Below are 17,831 nucleotides of genomic sequence, written 5' to 3'. Positions count from 1 at the left end.
CCTTTCTAATTGGAAAGGAGCTTTTTCGTATGTACGGTGTTAGATTAGCCTTCGATAATTTCGTATTCTTCGTCTGCAAGTAATAAAATTTGCGTTTTCTTGCCTTTGTTTTGAACTTCGATTACATCGTATGCGCCTAAGTCTCTTACTTTGCTTTGAGAAGCGTTAACCATAACTTCAATAGAATCAATTAAGATATCTTCTTCAATATATGATTCAGGCAATGCCATATCTTCAGTATCTAATACACACGCATATAGATTTTGTAAATTTTCAGCAGTTGGGTTTTGTTCCTCAACATCAATGATGTTTTTTACTGCTTCCATATTTTCCTCTTTTGCTTGGTATACTTTAATTTTAGCCATTGTTTTAATCTCCTTTATAACGTAATCGTAGAGGCTACACCTTATTATAACGTTTTTTTCATGAAAGATGAAATTGTTATATGTATTTATAGTAAAAATTATGTTTCCTTACTCAAAAATGGTGTGATTTCCATATAAATGTACGATTAGGTAACGATATTGCTACGTTAACGTTATATTGTCCAAGCTTTTCTTATTTTCTTCTCATATATATGTAGTAGCAATTCTATATAGAGAAGGGATGGAGTGTAAGTGGGGTGTGAACCGAAACGTGATTGTGGGTGTTGCCAAAATAGTATATGTGAGTTTTTACAGAGTCTAGAACCGTATACAAAAGTTGAAAGTATCATAATAGCAGGAAACGAAATTGCTGTATCTTATTTTCTTTCATTTAATAAGAAAACAGGTATCGTATCATTCGTACAAGAAGACAATGAGGTTATATTTGTCGATTGTTCAAAGATTGATGCAATTCGAATAGGGAAAGTATGTAGTTGCAAAACAAAAGTTAAATATATTGAAGAGGACTTTAGCTTGCTAGGAAATGTTTGCCCGCATTGTTTAACAGAGGGGAGTACAATCTTTTTCGATTTTAACAATCCTGAATTAAATGTGTCTTTCCAAGCAACAACAATTAATCCACCTAGATGTACTGAATTTACAGATGATCTCGGGAATGTAGTAAAGCAAATTACTATAGTAGGTGAGGCGAGAGTTTCTAGAGATTTTGTTCAAGTACCTGAACTGGTAGGTTTTCGATTACTTTTATCACATCCAGCTGGAGACCCTTTAAACTACGGATTATTATTTATTAATTTTCCTGATACGATTTTTATTTTTATATTGGCATCAAGCGGATACCTTTCCATTTCGAACTGTTTAAAAATAGAGGGCGGAACTGGTGATGCCGAAATAGAAGAGATGAAAAAAATGATAGAGGATGACGTTAACACGTACAAATCAGTTGTTAAATTGACTAAAGTATATAAGAACGGTGAGACGGAATCTTTTATTTATAAAAATGAGTTATAACACATGTATTTAAATGCACCCTCAAACTATTGTTGAGGGTTGTTACATAATTAATTATGTTGGTCCTTCAAACCGTTTGTTAACGGGTAAGAAATATATTTATTGTTGACTTATTTTATATGTTGATCATTTCATAGTTAGTAGATGTTATAATCTTTTTATGTTTACTGATATTTTATAAATATTCGAAGTTTTAATTTAATAGTCAATTGCTTTTATGATGAACAGGTGGGTATGTATATGAATACGAATTATGGAGCGCTCATGAAAATGTTAAGAGTAGTTGATTCTAAAGAAGGCGGGAATGTAAATGATATATGAAGCGAATATACATACAAGAAAAAAACTAGTTTCTATGTTTGAGGATTTCAATAACGTTGTTTTACTTTCTTATTTACAAGGGCATATGGGTACTGCTTGGGTAAATGATCTTGAAAATCCAAAAGTAGCACAAGTTACGGTAGGGATTTTTACATTTTACGCTGGAGACCCAAATACGAAAGAAACAGAAGAGTTATTACGTAATATTCCAGAAAGAATTTTAGTTATCGTAAATAGTGAAGAGTGGAAACAACGCTTAGAAACATTCCATGAAAGAAAAATAGATAAGTTTTTACGTTATAAATTCAAACGAAATCCAGAAGTTTTTAATCGTTCAAAATTAAAATCTTTTATATCAGCACTTCCAAAAGAATATGAGTTAAGAAGAATAGACGAGCATATCGCAAATAGCCCTACATTACATAAGATATCTGAAGATTTCACAAGTCAATTTCATTCGGTAGAAGATTATATAAACCGTGGTATAGGTTATAGCATTTTATATAACGGAGAAGTTGTATGCGGTGCATCCTCGTATAGTATTTATAATGATGGGATTGAAATTGAAGTTGCGACTGATCACAATCATAGAAGAGAGGGCTTGGCAACTGTAGTAAGTGCAGCTCTTATATTGGATTGCTTAGAAAATGGAAAGTATCCAAACTGGGACGCAGCGAATACTACATCTGCTAAACTAGCAGAAAAGTTAGGATATGAATTTGATAAGGCATATGATACTTATTTTGTGGATAATAGATGAGTGAAGGAGTTACATACTAAAAAATAAATGCGCCCTAGTACGTAAGTCTAGGGCGCATTTATTAGTTGGTAAATATCTTCATAACAATCATATCATATTTTATCTTTTGAATGTTTGGAATTAAAGATATTTATGTGACTTTTTGAAAAAATAAAAGAGCAGCTAGCAAAAGCCAACTGCTCCTCTCTCAGGAGGAATGGAGAAATACAATCATATTATCTATAGTATTGACGGAACATAGAGTTTTAATCAAAGCCCGATTGGTGAGGGGTTTGATTAAAACTCCCACTGATTAAAGTTTCACTTTATTACATTTACAATTTAAATAGTAGAACGTGTTTATCGTAGTTCTCCAAACACCAATTATATTTTTTTAGAATAATTGGATGGACTGCTTCTGTCGTAGTATCGACTTCAGTATATCCATATTTCTTATAAAAGTTTTCTAATTCCTCAAAAGGAAGACAATATACATTTTGTATTTGTGATTTTTTCGCAGTTTCTACTAAAAATGAAACAAGCTCACCAGCTAATTGAAGCCCTCTAAATTGAGGCAGAATAAAAATCCCGCCCATTTCTAAAGTATCTTCATCTATTTGGACTAATCGGCCAACACCTGCATACTCGTTGTTATATGTAATAATTGCAACTTTATCTCTTTTTAAATCACTTCGTACAAATCCTATTGAGTCATATTGATTATTAACCCATTCTAAATCGTTAGATGTGGCTAATTGAATACTCATATACATCCTCCTTGGAAATACTAGCGCTTTCTTCATTATATAGAACATAACATACTATATCAAAGGAACCTTGAGGTAGCCCATTTGTTTAAGTTATTAGTTAAAAGTGTGGGGTTGTTGGCATTGAAATGATGGCTTCACCAAACATAGGATAATAATCTTGTGAATTTAGTGTTACATAGTCAAAATAAAAATTAGTTCATGCGTTCGGTAATGCACGATGGTTTAAGTGTAGAGAAGATCATAGGGGTATTTTAATTAGTAGCTACTGTATTCATTGAAGTTATTAAGGAAATGTCGTAATCCCTAGCCTTAGTGATACAAATCATATTATGGTTTAGTAAAAAAACTCTTCCTGAAAAAGAGGGGGATTAAAGATAAGAGCACTTCGAAAAGTGCCCTTCAGTAAACGACTACTTATTCTAAAAAGAAAGGATGCAATATATTATATGAAGTTTAGTGTATTTAAGTATGGGTCTTTTATATAAAAGTTTTATTTTGTTCCGAATAAAAAGGCGGTTGTTTCCGCAACCACCTTTCAGTAAAACAAAGCACTTTTTATGAAATAAATTATGGATGGTCCCTAAAAAAGGTTATAGGATATACCCACATTTTTATAACTAAAGTGACGAACTCAGGTTATAAGGAAGGAACAATTATATTGTATGAAATCTATTCTAGAGTAGTCACAAAGAAAGTTGTCTTCTTATTAGAAGGCAGCTTTTTTTATTAGAAAAAGAAGTAGAAGATTAAGTTACTTGTCCAAACAAATTTTAAAAAAATACATAAAATGCTATTAGTTAGTCAATATTTTAATATTGCTAATTTTTAAGACTAAAAGGGGTGATTTTATGTGTGAATGTGAAGTTTGTAGACGAAAGAAAAATCGGGATCCATTAAACCGGGAGTTTGAGCCGAAAAAACGAGTTCATGAGCCAAAAAAAGAGGATTGTGAGCCAAAAAAAGAAGATTGCGAATCATTAAATGATTATTCGTTTAGTAAAAATGCAAATTTTTTAGAGGCAGCTATACAAACAGATGAAATCGATCAAATTCTGAGGAATATATTGAAATAGTTGATTCAGCAGATGTACAAGTTACTACTACAGATACAAAAGCTGCGCTATCTATCCAAGCGGCATTACAAGCAGCTATCGTAGTTGTAGTAAGTATTTCTATAGCAGATAGTGAAAAGGCAGATAAAATAACACAAGAATTATTTCAAAAATCAGCTATTAAACAAATTAATAGACAAAAAACATTTATTAAAAATTCTAGAAACGTAACCGTAACAACTACTGATACAGATATTGCAGTGAATATTCAAATTCTCCTTCAAATTTTATTAGCTTTATTAGTTAAACTAAACATTTTATAAAGTGTCTATCCTATTGATATTTAGCTATAAGTTTTCACTCTAAGTAAATGTTTTTTGTTGTAATACGTGGTACAAGCTTGGACTTTTTATTATGACTGAATTAATATTCAAGATTAATGGTAAAGCAAGTGTGGAAAACTACAAATAAAGATAAAATACATGATTTAACAGTAATGAAACTTATATTTATGTGAAGTGAAGGAAAGCTGTCTTCTTATTAGAAGTCAGCTTTTGATTTTATTAGCAAAAAGAAGTGAAAATAGAAGATTAAGTTACTTGTCCAAGCAATTTTTATTTCATTACATATAATGCTCGTAGATATTTAAAATTTTTATAGAAAATTGATTGGAGTGAATATTGTAAATGGATGATTTAAACAAATTTTCTTCCTTTAAGTTTGATAAGGATCAAAAGAATATAATTATAGACCTTTTACTCTCAGATATTTTTAATAGGCATGGGATAAATGAAGAAAAATTAAAAAATTTATCACCAGAAAAAAAGCAGCAAATTAAAAGTATTGTTTCTGAAATACAATCACAAGTTAATAATTATTTAGATTGAAAGGGGGTGAACGCACATGCCCATCAACTTAAGAATGGATACAAAATTAACTTTTCTTCATTTGAACTAAAGTCTCCCCAAATGGGGGCAAGTTATTAAAAATAAGCACACGAAATAAACCCTAACGGGTTTCATTTTTTTCTTATGCAGCTTTCTTTTGTTTGCTATATCCACTATACTCATAGATAACACCCATGATATCAAAGACTGTTTTCTTCTCATATCGATGAGATTTCCGTCCGTTTTTCTCTAGAAGGTGGAACAGGCGGGTTAGAAGCTTTGTTATCTCTTGGGTGTTTTCTATGGCTTGATAGAGGAGAAATAGATGATCTTGAATCATTCCAATTGCTTTATATTCACTTAATTCCTTTTGTTTTTTCTGTAACNTTGTGTCATTCTCCTCTACTTTCCGCCAAATTTGATAGTAGGAATACACGGTTTTCCAGTTTGGAAAGTCACTTGGTAGATGGCGCCATTGGCAGCCTGCTGTGAGCAGGTACAGTACGCCACAGAATACTTCGTATAAATCTACTGTGCGTGGGCGCGTCGTTTTCCGTGCATTTTCTAAATCCTCTCGAATCACTTCAAACTGTTCACGAGTAATATTACTTGTATAATTGTGTATCATGGAAAACATCCTTTTTACATAGATTATACCAAAGATTTCAGACAGGTTCTTATAGTTGCTTAAGAAAGAATAACGTTTTTTTGTACTTGGGGGTAGTAAAAAGTCTTAAGTTGATGGGCATGGGGTGAACGCATGGACAAAACATGTCATTCAGATGAAAATAAAAAGTGGAGTGCATTAGATTCCTCAAATCCTCATCCATCTTTTAAAAATGCTAGCGTTTCAGAAGCAGCTGCGCAAGAAAGTAAAACGTATCAAATTTCTGAAGAATCTATTACAATTGTAGATTCAGCAGATGTAGAAGTTACTACTACAGATACAAAAGCTGCTTTATCTATTCAAGCAGCATTACAAGCAGCTATCGTGGTTATAATAAGTATTTCTATAGCAGATAGTGAAAAAGCTGACCGTGTAGCACAAGAATTGTTTCAAAAATCATCTATTAAACAAATTAATAAACAAGAAACTGTTATTAGAAATTCTAGAAATGTTACAGTTACGACTACGGATACAGACATAGCAGTAAATGTTCAAATTCTTCTCCAAATTTTATTAGCTTTACTAGTAAAATTAAATATTTTATAAAATGTTTAACTTGTTTTTATCTAGTGATTCTTACAGGTGAATATTCACTGTTTTAATTATAGTACAGGCTATAAATATTTATCATAACTGGACTAATATTCAACATCACCAAAGTATGAATGTAAACAAACAATGTGATGGAAAATAAAGTTTGGTTATTTTATGAAAATGTAAAAGCCATTTCCTTTATTGGATTTGGCTTTTCAATTTTAAACAGTATGAATTTGAAAAGATTATATTAAGATAAAGAATTAAAATATAATGATACAAAATACTTATAAAATTATTCGTGTTTTAGAAAAATAATAAGAAAAAGGTGTTTAAAATAGAATCATTTTCATTAACAGTTCAAGTTTTGAAGAATAGTGCATACAATATAAAGTGTTTTCCTTTCTTCATTTAAGTTTTACGTATATAATTTAAAAGTACTATTTTTATTTTATTATTTTATATTTATAACAGAATAGAGGTTTAAAAATGGGTGTTAAAATCATTACGGATAGTGCGGCGGATTTACCAGTAGAATTGCTGCAAGCATATGATATTGATTTAATTCCACTCCGTGTATATGATGAAGCAGAAACAGAGTATTTAGATGGAGTAACATTAGAGTCAGTTACATTATTGCAAAAAATGAGAGAAGGCGCTGTTTATAGAACGTCATTGCCTTCACTTGAAACGTTCCAAGAAAAATTTGTTTCTTATGCAAAAGAAGGTAATCCTTGTATATATTTAGCTTTTTCATCTGAACTGTCTGGTACATATCAATCATCAGTTGTCATTAAAGAGGAAGTAAAAGAAACATATGCTAACTTAGATTTAGAAATTATTGATACGAAATGTGCTTCGCTTGGTCAAGGTCTTGTCGTTTTAGAAGCTGCTAAAATGGCAAAAGACGGCGCATCAAAAGAAGATATTTTAAAGCGTGTTGATTTTCTAATGAGCCATATGGAACATATCTTCACTGTAGCTGACTTACAGTACTTAGTGAGAGGTGGACGTTTAAGTAAAGTCGCAGGATTTATCGGTGGTTTACTAAACATTAAACCGATCTTAAACGTGGAAGAAGGAAAACTTGTACCACTTGAAAAGGTACGAGGGAAAAAGAAAGTATTAAGCCGTATTGTTGATATTATGGAAGAACGTGGTAAAGACCTTAAAGGTCAAACAATCGGTATGACTCACGGTGACGATTTAGAAACAGCGGAAGCATTAAAATCATTAATTACGGAAAGATTTGGCTGTGAAGTATTTATCGTAAATACAATTGGTGCAGCAATCGGTGCACATACAGGACCTGGCGTTATAACGTTATTTTTCTTAAATGAAGTAGAGTAAAGGATTGATCTTTTGATCAATCCTTTTTTATTTTTTAATCTGTGATAATCGGTCGATATGGTATTGATGAAGATAAAATCTTTGAAGTTTCCCTATATCAAATGCAATCTTGTAGAGGGATTATTTTTTATATGTGTAATGATACTTAATGGTAGAAGAAAAGAGTATAAATAAGAATATATTTATAGGAATTTAAATATTTGAAGATATCAAAATTTTTCCATTTCATATATAATTGTGTGTGGAGAAATATCTGTAACTATTTGTAAAAATAGGAGGCGGCTATAAAAATGCAAGAAAGTGCTAGATGGGATTTAAATCGCTTGTATTTGAATGAGGATATTCTATTTCCGATTTTGGAGTTGAAAGAGCAATATTTTGTAACAAAAGATGTAGAGATTCTTTCAAAGCTTATACAAGCTATTGAAAAAGCAGAATACTATTTGTACTGTCGATCGGTTGAAGAAAGTGTTCCATCTGACCTTACTAAATTGACCGTGAAAGTGAAGGAACTAAAAAGTGAATTACAGCAAGTAATAAAACATAATGAAGTGGAAACTTCAGATAATACTAAGTTAATAAAAGATGAACTTAATGCGTGGGAAAATATGTACATACAATTACGGGATAGGATAGAAATAGAGCACAATAATAAACTATTATCCTTTGGACAAGCAAATACTATTGCAATGAATAGTGATAATGAAAAGGAAAGATTAGAAGTATTCGATTCATTAACATGTGCTTTACATAAGGAAAAAGAAATCTTTGCTACTGTATTAAATCAAGTAGGGAGATTGCGTAATGCAAAGAGTAATGAAATAGAAGATAGAGAGATTTTAACACAATCTTTTCATGCGAATGGCATTTCAGAAACTGTATTATTCCAAATGTGGAATGTGACAGAAGAAAACCTTGATAAATTAGTAAGTGCTTTAAACGTGTATAAGAAAGGGAAAGCTTCGATTACATGGCATGAACTTATGACAGTAAAGGAAAGTAATGAGGTCATGATTCCTTTTTCAGTAGCAGTACAAAACGTTTATGATGCATGTAAGAATATTGATCAAGAATTAGCAGAATTTGCACGTAATGCGATAGAAAGTGGATGGATAGATGCTGAACCGAGAGAGAATAAACCACCAGGTGGGTTTTGTGCTCCATTTTTCAGTGAGAAAGAATCGAGAATCTCCATGCGTTATGATGGGAGTATAGATAGTGTAAGAGTGCTCGCTCATGAATTAGGACATGCTTGGCATTTTTATAATATGAGTTTTGAACAATCTACATCTTTTTTAGATGATTATTTGCCGATGAGTACGGCTGAATCAGCATCTATTTTCTTTGAAACGGTACTCTTAAATTATCTAATTGAAACAACGGATAGTAAAGATATGAAAAAGTCATTACTTAGCTGGAAAATAAGAAATAGTTTTAATTATGTAATGGCAATACGAGCATCGTATCAGTTTGAAAAAACATTTTATGAAAAATGTAAAGAGGGTCCATTAAGTGCTGATGAAATTGAGAAATTATCTATAATGGCACAAAAAGAAGCTTATGGAAAAGCTTTAAGTGAATACCAGCCGTTTGTATGGATGAAATATATTCAATTTTATATAGCAGATGTTCCTTTTTACAATTATCCATACACGTTTGGATATTTAGTAAGTTTTAGTTTATTAGAAATAGCTCAAGAAGGTAAAAGTACTTTTCATTCGAAATATAAAGAGTTCTTACGAGAAACAGGAAAGGCTCCAGTAGAGGAGCTTATGAAAAAACATTTTGAAATAGATATAAGAAATTATGAATTTTGGAATAAAGCTTTTATTCAAATTTCTAAAGACATTGATGAATATTTGCAGCTTATATAAGGGGAGAGTATAGTGGATCAACAGTTTATAAAAGGTATACCTTTTTCAACTTTAGAATATGCAAAAGCTATAAGTTTATTAAAAGGTTGGGTACATGAACAACAAGAGAAACCAAGGTTTGTAGTAACTGCAAATCCTGAAATTGTTATGTCTGCAAAGGAAAATACGGAAAAATCAAAGGAGTTTAAAAAGATGTTACTATCTGCGGATTTAATAACAGCGGATGGGATTGGTGTCATAATTGGCTCGAAAATATTAAAAGGAACTTTGAAAGAACGTGTTACTGGGGCGGATTTAACTCACGATTTAATAAAATATTGTAACGACAATGAATATCGTGTCTTTCTTTTTGGAGCTGCGCCAGAAAGTAATAAAAAGGCATTAGAAAAATTAAATGAGCAGTTCCCAGGAGCACAATTTAAAGGACAGCATGGATTTGTAAATGGTGAAGAAATAGAAGAAATAAAAATGAAAATTAAGCAATTCAAGCCGCATTTATTACTTGTAGGACTAGGTTCACCAAAACAAGAAGAGTTCATTTATGAAAACATACAAACATTAAACGTTCCGCTATCTATTGGTATCGGGGGAATGATTGATATAATATCTGGTACTGTAAAAAGAGCACCGAAAATAATGAGGGATACTGGAACTGAATGGCTGTATAGGTTACTCTCACAGCCGAAAAGATTAAAGAGACAACTTGTACTTCCGAAATTTTTATTGTCGGTTATGTCAGAGAGGATTAAAGGGATTAATTAATAAAGTCTAGTGGTAATAAGTCAAGAGTAAAACAAGACTGATTTTTTCTAGGTGCGATTTTTTCAGCATACGGAAATAGACCCGACCAAAAATGAAATTTTTTCGGGCCGTTTCCAAGATTGCGTCAATAACAAAGTGTTATTTTTCTATCACGCTCCTTGGTGGCGTGTAGAGTTGATGGTTACGTAGTAGCGTATCCACCAGACGCACAAATTTTCTTGCGGTTAAGACGATGGCTCTTTTGTGTTGATGTTTGGGTGTTTCTTTGTATTTCTTTTGATAAAATGCTTGATATTCAGGCAAATATCTTCTTACTGAATTGGCAGCCTCAACTAAGTAATAGCGAAGATAACGATTGCCTTGTTTGGTTAAGGGCGTATTTTCAGACTGATAATTTCCAGATTGCTTGATTTTCCAGCTTAATCCGGCATATTTAGCTAGTTTCGTTTGGTCTTCAAATCGTTGGATTTGTCCGATCTCAGCTAGTAATCCAGCAGCATACACTTTTCCAACACCAGGAATACTCGTCAAGCATTGGTATTCTGGTAGGACCATTACGAGCTGTTCAATTGCCTTATCAAGGTCTTTGATACTGGCTTCGAGTGCACGAATTTCGCGAGCAAGAATACTCAGGATAATATTGATGGATTCTTGAGCGACTTCTCCTAAACGATAAGACATAGTAATGGCTCGTTGAATCGTTTTCGCTAATCCTTCTGGATTTTTAAACCGGCCGTTACCTTTTTCTTGAAGCAAAGAGGCGAAATCTGTTAAAGGCATTTGAGCTAATTCTTCTAACCCATAATCTTCTGTCATTAAAGCGATTAAGGTAGCTCCAAATACAGAAGAAGGAGTTTCGCTATTCTTTAACTCACGCGTGAGCGTGTTGCATTTGTAAGTTAAATTTTCGAGAAAATGTTGTTTCGTTTCTACAAGTTGTCCAATTAATTGGTAACGTGTGCGAGTTAAACGTTGAAGAGCCATATATTTCTCTTCTTTAATGGGAGACGTAGTGAATCTTTGGATTCTTAAAAAGTCAGCGATTCGCATCGCATCATTTTTATCTGTTTTATCTTCATCAAATATTCGACTGAATTGCTTGATGCGAAAAGGATTTTCGATGGTAACGACGGTATTTATACGCTTTAATTCTCGATCCTCATTAAAAAATGTAGCAGGATGAAAGCTGTACATAGAAGTTGACTCCATGCCTATGACGATTTGAGAAAACGAGTACACATTTTGAAATTCTAAAATTTTTTGTTTAATTTGATGAGCGCCTTTCACGTCATTTCCGAGACTCGCTTCAAGAAGAATTGTCAATTGGTTATCGTCTGATAAAAAGCACACATCTAGTTTCTCAGAGCTGACATCTAATCCGACAAATAAGTTCATTTGGAAGGACCTCCTTTCATTGGTTATTTGGAATATGCTTCGATACTATGGGATTTCCCAGAAGCTCATTGCGTAACCACAACCTCGCCTACGAGAATACAATGACAACTTTTGGGGGCTACCTTTTGAACTACTATCCAAAAGCCCAATCAGTTATCGAAACAGCTAGTGTGTTGGTAGTGATAGCAATGGCTCGGGTAACAGACTTTTTATCGTAGACAGAGCTACAGGGGAAATGAGCAAATTCCCGATGGATCCTTTCCATACATCCATTGTATCTGGGAAATTCAATAATATCGAAACAAATTCCGTAAGGAATCTTGTTATCTATTTTTTTAAAAATCAGGGTAATTAGAAAGCAGAAATACTGATCTAAACTATATTCTACGAGGGGACTACATACATGAACAGAATCGGCATTATCGGAGCAATGCAAATTGAAATAGATTTACTTTTAGAAAAGCTAGTAATACAAGAAGAACAGACAATAGCGGGAATGCCATTTTATATTGGAGAATTCATGGGAACAGAAGTAATTATTGCACGTTCTGGTGTAGGGAAAGTAAATGCAGCTGCATGTGCGCAAACATTAATTCATAAATTTAATGTAGACTCTATCATCAATACGGGCGTTGCTGGTGGATTACATCCAGATGTAAAAGTTGGTGATGTAGTTATTTCAACGAATGTTACCCATCATGATGTAAGTAAAAATCAAATGAAAAAATTATTCCCGTTTCAAGAGGAGTTTATTGCAAGTAAGGAATTGATAGAGTTAGCACGTAAAGCATGTAACAGTAATAGTTCAAATATTCAAGCTCACGAAGGAAGAATTGTAAGTGGTGAATGTTTTGTTGAAGATTCAAAGTTAAAGGCAAAATTAATAGATGAATACGCACCTCATTGTACAGAAATGGAAGGTGCAGCAATTGGACATGTTGCCTACATAAATGATATACCGTTTCTTGTTATACGATGTATTTCTGACAGTGCAGATGATGAAGCTCAAGTTTCTTATGATGATTTCGCGAAAACTGCTGCGAATTATTGCTCAGAAATTATTATTGAGATGCTTAAAAATATATCTGGTAAAACTATAGTCCAAAAGGAGAGATAGGAATGTTACAAGCATTAATTTTTGATATGGATGGAACATTATTTCAAACAGATAAAATTTTAGAATTATCGTTAGATGATACTTTTGATCACTTAAGATCACTTCAATTATGGGATACGGTAACACCGATTGAAAAATACCGTGAAATTATGGGTGTGCCGCTACCGAAAGTTTGGGAAGCTTTATTACCGGACCATTCTATTGAAATAAGAGAACAAACAGATGCATATTTTTTAGATAGACTAATTGAAAACATAAAAAGCGGAAAAGGCGCTTTATATCCAAATGTAAAAGAAATATTTACATATATAAAAGAAAATAATTGTTCAATTTACATTGCTAGTAATGGTTTGAAAGAATATTTACGAGCAATCGTAACGTATTATGCTTTAGACAAGTGGGTGACTGAAACGTTTAGTATTGAACAAATACAATCGCTAAATAAAGGTGACTTAGTTAAAAGTATTATGAACAAATATGATATAAAAGAGGCAGCGGTAGTTGGTGACCGGCTATCTGATATAAATGCAGCGAAAGACAACGGTTTACTTGCAGTTGGGTGCAATTTTGATTTTGCGCAAGAAGAGGAACTTGCTCAGGCTGATATAGTAATAGATGATTTAATAGAGTTAAAGCGGATACTGCCTGCTGTACAGAGATAAATAAAGTGTGTGCATTTTTTCCAAGTCCTATATGTCTTATTTTATGGAGGGAGTATGCTTAAAAATAATTTTAAAATTAGTAATATTCCTGCGGTTTTATGGGGAGAGAAGAGTGAAAAAGTTTTTATTGCAGTACATGGAAATATGTCAAATAAGGAAGATATAGTTATTCAAATATTAGCTGAAGAAGCCAATCAAAAAGGCTATCAAGTATTAAGCTTTGATTTACCTGAGCATGGAGAAAGAAAAAATGATAACACTCCTTGCAAAGTACAGTTTTGTGTTAGTGAATTATCTATAATTATGAACTACGCAAAAGTACATTGGAAAGAAATAAATGTGTTTGCATGTAGTATGGGAGCGTATTTTAGTCTTTTAGCTTATCAAAATGATGTGCTAGAAAAGGCATTATTTTTATCACCAGTAGTTAATATGGAACGAATTATCGAAAATATGATGAAATGGTTTAATGTAACACCGGAGCTTTTACAAAAAGAAATGACTATAGAGACACCTATTGGTCAAAAGTTATATTGGGATTATTTATGCTATGTAAAAGAGCATCCTATTAGTACATGGAATACAGATACATATATTATGTACGGAGCTAAGGATGAGCTGTGCGAATTTGAAACTATTAACTATTTTACAAAAAAACATCGTTGTGAATTAGAAGTTATGGAGACGGGTGAACATTACTTTCATACTGAAGAACAGTTGAAAATATTTGAACAGTGGTTACACAAGCATATCAATTAACAAATTATAATTTAACTTATACCTGTTAGAGAAGAATGGTGAATTTATAAACTGATATTATATTTGAGAGACATTATAAATGTATATGTATTCATTTAAGTAAACAGGTGCTTTAGTTCAATAAGAATTACACAACTTTAAAGAGCCTTACCACACACTAGATTGTAGCAAGGCTCTTATATTTTCATAATAAAATTAATTAACTGTATTATCGATTTACATATGAAGTGAAGTATATGCATACTATGAATTAAATAAAGTAACAACCATAAAAATGCTCAGAATAAATGATTCTCGAGCATTTTTATGTATTTTCGTACTTAGGGGGAATGGACTTGAAAGATATACATATTCAACAAATAGAAAATTTAATGGAATATGAATTCAGTCATCTCGTTCAAGACAGTGAAGAAGAAGGGTTTAATTTCCTTATAAGACTAATAAATGAATATAAACACAAAGTAAATGTATTCAATAAAACTGGAGAATGTTTATATGGTATTTTCCAAGGGGATATGTTAATCGGAGTTGGAGGTTTAAATAAAGATCCGTACACAAAAGACAATAAGATTGGGCGGTTGAGGAGATTTTATATTTCCAAGGATTATCGGCGTATAGGGTTAGGGAATTTATTATTAAATCAACTATTATGTCATGCGGAAAAGTATTTTGAAGTGATTGTTTTACATGCTGACACGAAGCAAGGGGATGTGTTTTATACTTCAAATGGATTTGTAAAAGGGGGATTATATAAGGGATCGAGTCACTACAAACTATTATAGAGATTGCTATCCAAAGAATAGCTACGGAAAGATATTTTCGTTGATAAATCGATATATTTTAAAAATCCCTGATATATATGAAGGTGCGACCCTTATATTAAAAACAACTTTTATAATTTCATTTACCAAATTGTTATTATAAAAAAGAGCACCTTAGCTTTTAAAATTTAGCTTATAAGGTGACTCCTTTTCATTCAATTACATTTTAACCTTCATTTGTTTCAATAATAATCCTGGTTTACCTTTTACATAATAAAAATGCGGATTATTTTCATCATCATAAAGCATAATATAAGGCTTTTCTTTTAGTGGGAGTAGTATAAGTATTTCGTCTATTGTAGTGTGTAACCATTGATTAGTAATAGAAACCGGCTTAGATAAAGGGATTTTTATCATATAGCCATCTTTTGGAACGACATTTAAGTTTTTAAATGGACCAGTAATTGATTTAGCGTATTGAACTGCTTCTTTTTGGATTACTGGATCTAAAGATTGTTTTTGAATGACCATTTCTTTTTGACAATCAAATACTTCAATTTGTTGATTTGTATTTGCGAACGCATTTGTTGATAATAGAAATAGAAGAAGAGAAATGACCCCGATTTTTTTTATCATAGTACAACACCTCACCATTACTATCCCCTCAAAAGCTTTAAATATTTTTCTGTCACATTCATGTAACAAAGATGTTGTATGATACAATTGGTTTTTGTTTAAAAGCAATGGAGGAAAAAATATGAAAGTTTTAATTGCAGATGACGAACAAGATATGTTAAGGATTTTAAAAGCTTATTTTGAAAAAGAAGGATTTGAAGTTTTTTTAGCAAAAGACGGGGAGGAAGCACTTCAAATATTTTATGATGAAAAAATTGATTTAGCTATTTTGGATTGGATGATGCCAAAACATAGTGGTATTACTGTCTGTCAGGAAATAAAAAAGAATTCAAGCGTAAAAGTATTAATGCTTACGGCGAAAAGTGAAAGTGAAGATGAATTAGCAGCGCTTCAAAGTGGGGCAGATGAGTACGTGAAAAAACCATTTCATCCAGGAGTACTAATTACGCGAGCGAAAAAACTTATTCAGCATGATGATATTATTCAAGTACAAGATGTAAAGATAAATTTCGCCAAAAATAAAGTATATAAAAATGATATAGAGTTAGAAATTACAAAAACAGAGCTCGAATTAATAAAATGCTTTTTAAATCATAAAGGAACAATTTTAACTCGTAAAAAATTGCTAGATATTGTCTGGGGATTTGACTATTTTGGAGAAGAGAGAACGGTTGATACACATGTAAGAAGGCTACGTAAAAAAATTGGAGAAAATATTATTAAGACGCATCGTGGGCTGGGTTATAGTTTGGAGGAACAAAGTGAATAAACTTGGGAAAAAGTTATTTTTAAGTATTTCTGCAACTGTTATTCTCATCTTTATGATTTCATTATTATTCATTAACAATCTCTTACCGAACTATAATATTTATAAAACACGTGAAAATTTAAATAAATTTACAACACAAATACAAAATACAACAGTGGAAAATATAGAGGATGTTATTCATACAATTGAAAGTGAAAATAACGTTACAATTGCGTATACGCCAATTAATCAGTCGGAAGATGCTATGAACGACGCGTTACGCATGCAACTTACGAAAAAGAAAGTAACGTTAAATAAGCTTTGGATTACGAAAGACGAAGTTATGAAAGTGAAGACGGAAGGGCAATCGAATAAACTGTACGATCAAGGAAAGGTAAAAGCGAGTTTTTTTGCTAAATATATTGCGAAAGATGATACGATAATTTTAATTGGGACTTCCATTGCGAATTCAAATGAAATTATAAATACGTTAAATACATTTTACTTATATATCCTATGTTTCTCGCTCCTTCTTATTATTTTACTTGTGTGGATACTTTCAAAAATAATAACGACACCACTGAAAGAGTTAAGTGATGTGGCTCAGGATATTTCACATTTGCAGTTTAAAAGAACGAAAGTGAAAACGAATGATGAAATAGGAGAGTTGGCCAATAGTATTAATATCATGAGTGAAAAACTACATGAAGCACATCAAGACTTAACTGATCGTAATGAACATTTAAAACGATTTATGGGTGATGTAACGCATGAATTAAAGACACCGATCGCATTAGTAAAAGCATACTCTATGGGGATTAAAGATGGATTAGATGATGGGACTTATGTAGATACAATTATTAAACAAACAGATCAAATATCAAACTTAATTGAAGAACTATTACGATTTTCTAAACTAGAAAGAGATATTTTACAAAAAGAAGAATTCCCCATTGAACCACTGGTTCAGAGTATATTAGATAAGCATCAGATTGAACTGGATTCGAAAGAAATTAACTTGCAAGTAAATTGTAATGCGGGCGATACAATCGTTTATGCAGATTTAAATAAAATGAGAATGGTGTTTCAAAATTTAATTTCTAATGCGATAAAATATACAGCAAATCAAAACATAATAATTACATTAGAAGATAGAAATAAAAGTATATATTTCCAAATAAAAAATGGCATTCCTACGGATAAAATTAAGGATATCGAGAAAATTTGGGAGCCTTTTTATGTACTAGAATCTTCTCGTAGTAAAGAAAAATCAGGTACAGGATTAGGTTTAGCGATAGTGAAAAGTATTTTAGAAAGGCATGGTTTTGAATATGGAGTTTCCTCTATAGATGGAGAAATTCAATTTTATATAAATGTGAAAAAGGACTAATGAAAATATT

At 31.9% G+C, this 17,831-nt stretch carries 17 protein-coding genes and 3 pseudogenes; 14 read left to right on the top strand and 6 right to left on the bottom strand.

Going from position 1 to position 17,831, the window contains the following annotated elements; translation table 11 throughout:
- Positions 1 to 44 precede the first annotated feature (44 nt).
- A complete protein-coding gene (locus V6946_RS15090; RefSeq protein ID WP_001062733.1) occupies positions 45 to 365 on the bottom strand; it encodes a hypothetical protein in 321 nt (106 codons plus the stop codon).
- 252 nt (positions 366 to 617) lie between these two features.
- Here V6946_RS15090 and V6946_RS15085 point away from each other — a divergent pair, with 252 nt between their 5' ends.
- Both V6946_RS15085 and V6946_RS15080 read left to right on the top strand, forming a co-directional pair.
- Positions 618 to 1,397 carry a BC_2878 family exosporium-associated protein gene (locus V6946_RS15085; RefSeq protein WP_000501710.1) on the top strand — a complete coding sequence of 260 codons (780 nt, stop codon included), beginning with the start codon at positions 618 to 620 and terminating at the stop codon, positions 1,395 to 1,397.
- Between the two features lie 310 nt (positions 1,398 to 1,707).
- Positions 1,708 to 2,478, top strand: a complete 771-nt coding sequence (locus tag V6946_RS15080) for a GNAT family N-acetyltransferase (RefSeq protein WP_000638727.1) — start codon at positions 1,708 to 1,710, stop codon at positions 2,476 to 2,478.
- Between the two features lie 314 nt (positions 2,479 to 2,792).
- On the opposite strand, the gene V6946_RS15075 is transcribed toward V6946_RS15080, so the two are convergent.
- Positions 2,793 to 3,224 carry a GNAT family N-acetyltransferase gene (locus V6946_RS15075; protein ID WP_000027163.1) on the bottom strand — a complete coding sequence of 144 codons (432 nt, stop codon included), beginning with the start codon at positions 3,222 to 3,224 and terminating at the stop codon, positions 2,793 to 2,795.
- Positions 3,225 to 4,075: 851 nt separating this feature from the next.
- On the opposite strand from V6946_RS15075, the pseudogene V6946_RS15070 reads away from it, so the two are divergent.
- Both V6946_RS15070 and V6946_RS15065 read left to right on the top strand, forming a co-directional pair.
- A pseudogene (locus tag V6946_RS15070) lies at positions 4,076 to 4,602 on the top strand (spore coat protein).
- Positions 4,603 to 4,965: 363 nt separating this feature from the next.
- Positions 4,966 to 5,166 carry a spore coat protein W gene (locus V6946_RS15065; protein WP_000342253.1) on the top strand — a complete coding sequence of 67 codons (201 nt, stop codon included), beginning with the start codon at positions 4,966 to 4,968 and terminating at the stop codon, positions 5,164 to 5,166.
- A gap of 142 nt (positions 5,167 to 5,308) precedes the next feature.
- On the opposite strand, the pseudogene V6946_RS15060 reads toward V6946_RS15065, so the two are convergent.
- Together V6946_RS15060 and V6946_RS15055 are read right to left on the bottom strand one after the other, a co-directional pair.
- A pseudogene (locus V6946_RS15060) lies at positions 5,309 to 5,551 on the bottom strand (IS4 family transposase); the annotation flags it as partial.
- Positions 5,552 to 5,560: 9 nt separating this feature from the next.
- A pseudogene (locus tag V6946_RS15055) lies at positions 5,561 to 5,794 on the bottom strand (transposase); the annotation flags it as partial.
- A 132-nt stretch (positions 5,795 to 5,926) separates the two neighbouring features.
- Here V6946_RS15055 and V6946_RS15050 point away from each other — a divergent pair.
- The 4 genes from V6946_RS15050 (at position 5,927) to V6946_RS15035 (ending at position 10,353) form a co-directional block, all read left to right on the top strand.
- Entirely contained in the window at positions 5,927 to 6,379 is a 453-nt protein-coding gene (locus V6946_RS15050; protein WP_000361676.1) for a spore coat protein, read from the top strand.
- Between the two features lie 477 nt (positions 6,380 to 6,856).
- Positions 6,857 to 7,717 (top strand): DegV family protein, encoded by an 861-nt coding sequence (locus tag V6946_RS15045; RefSeq protein WP_000538278.1) that lies wholly within the window; start codon positions 6,857 to 6,859, stop codon positions 7,715 to 7,717.
- 290 nt (positions 7,718 to 8,007) lie between these two features.
- Positions 8,008 to 9,591 (top strand): M3 family metallopeptidase, encoded by a 1,584-nt coding sequence (locus V6946_RS15040; RefSeq protein ID WP_001158169.1) that lies wholly within the window; start codon positions 8,008 to 8,010, stop codon positions 9,589 to 9,591.
- 12 nt (positions 9,592 to 9,603) lie between these two features.
- Positions 9,604 to 10,353 carry a WecB/TagA/CpsF family glycosyltransferase gene (locus tag V6946_RS15035; RefSeq protein WP_006922103.1) on the top strand — a complete coding sequence of 250 codons (750 nt, stop codon included), beginning with the start codon at positions 9,604 to 9,606 and terminating at the stop codon, positions 10,351 to 10,353.
- Between the two features lie 138 nt (positions 10,354 to 10,491).
- Here V6946_RS15035 and V6946_RS15030 read toward each other — a convergent pair whose 3' ends face one another.
- Positions 10,492 to 11,748: an IS110 family transposase gene (locus tag V6946_RS15030; RefSeq protein WP_256426878.1), complete on the bottom strand. Its 1,257-nt coding sequence runs from the start codon at positions 11,746 to 11,748 to the stop codon at positions 10,492 to 10,494.
- A gap of 403 nt (positions 11,749 to 12,151) precedes the next feature.
- On the opposite strand from V6946_RS15030, the gene V6946_RS15025 reads away from it, so the two are divergent.
- From V6946_RS15025 to V6946_RS15010, 4 genes are all read left to right on the top strand, one after another.
- Positions 12,152 to 12,865: a 5'-methylthioadenosine/adenosylhomocysteine nucleosidase gene (locus tag V6946_RS15025; protein WP_001079720.1), complete on the top strand. Its 714-nt coding sequence runs from the start codon at positions 12,152 to 12,154 to the stop codon at positions 12,863 to 12,865.
- Between the two features lie 2 nt (positions 12,866 to 12,867).
- Positions 12,868 to 13,527, top strand: a complete 660-nt coding sequence (locus tag V6946_RS15020; RefSeq protein ID WP_006922102.1) for an HAD hydrolase-like protein — start codon at positions 12,868 to 12,870, stop codon at positions 13,525 to 13,527.
- A gap of 54 nt (positions 13,528 to 13,581) precedes the next feature.
- Positions 13,582 to 14,286, top strand: a complete 705-nt coding sequence (locus V6946_RS15015; protein ID WP_000916870.1) for a carboxylesterase — start codon at positions 13,582 to 13,584, stop codon at positions 14,284 to 14,286.
- Between the two features lie 287 nt (positions 14,287 to 14,573).
- Complete coding sequence (locus tag V6946_RS15010) at positions 14,574 to 15,068, top strand: GNAT family N-acetyltransferase (RefSeq protein WP_116344779.1); 495 nt, start codon at positions 14,574 to 14,576, stop codon at positions 15,066 to 15,068.
- Between the two features lie 198 nt (positions 15,069 to 15,266).
- Here V6946_RS15010 and V6946_RS15005 read toward each other — a convergent pair whose 3' ends face one another.
- Positions 15,267 to 15,683, bottom strand: a complete 417-nt coding sequence (locus V6946_RS15005) for a hypothetical protein (RefSeq protein ID WP_006922097.1) — start codon at positions 15,681 to 15,683, stop codon at positions 15,267 to 15,269.
- A gap of 121 nt (positions 15,684 to 15,804) precedes the next feature.
- Here V6946_RS15005 and V6946_RS15000 point away from each other — a divergent pair, with 121 nt between their 5' ends.
- Positions 15,805 to 16,452 carry a response regulator transcription factor gene (locus tag V6946_RS15000; protein ID WP_000865970.1) on the top strand — a complete coding sequence of 216 codons (648 nt, stop codon included), beginning with the start codon at positions 15,805 to 15,807 and terminating at the stop codon, positions 16,450 to 16,452.
- Entirely contained in the window at positions 16,445 to 17,821 is a 1,377-nt protein-coding gene (locus tag V6946_RS14995; RefSeq protein WP_006922096.1) for a HAMP domain-containing sensor histidine kinase, read from the top strand. The genes V6946_RS15000 and V6946_RS14995 overlap by 8 nt, the downstream gene beginning before the upstream one ends.
- The last annotated feature ends 10 nt before the right edge of the window (positions 17,822 to 17,831 follow it).

Origin of the sequence: Bacillus sp. PPSBB_2, from assembly GCF_045291115.1 — a bacterium.
Classification (GTDB): Bacteria; Bacillota; Bacilli; order Bacillales; family Bacillaceae_G; genus Bacillus_A; species Bacillus_A cereus.
Note: the sequence above shows the minus strand (reverse complement) of the source record. Positions and strands in the feature narration are given on the sequence as shown.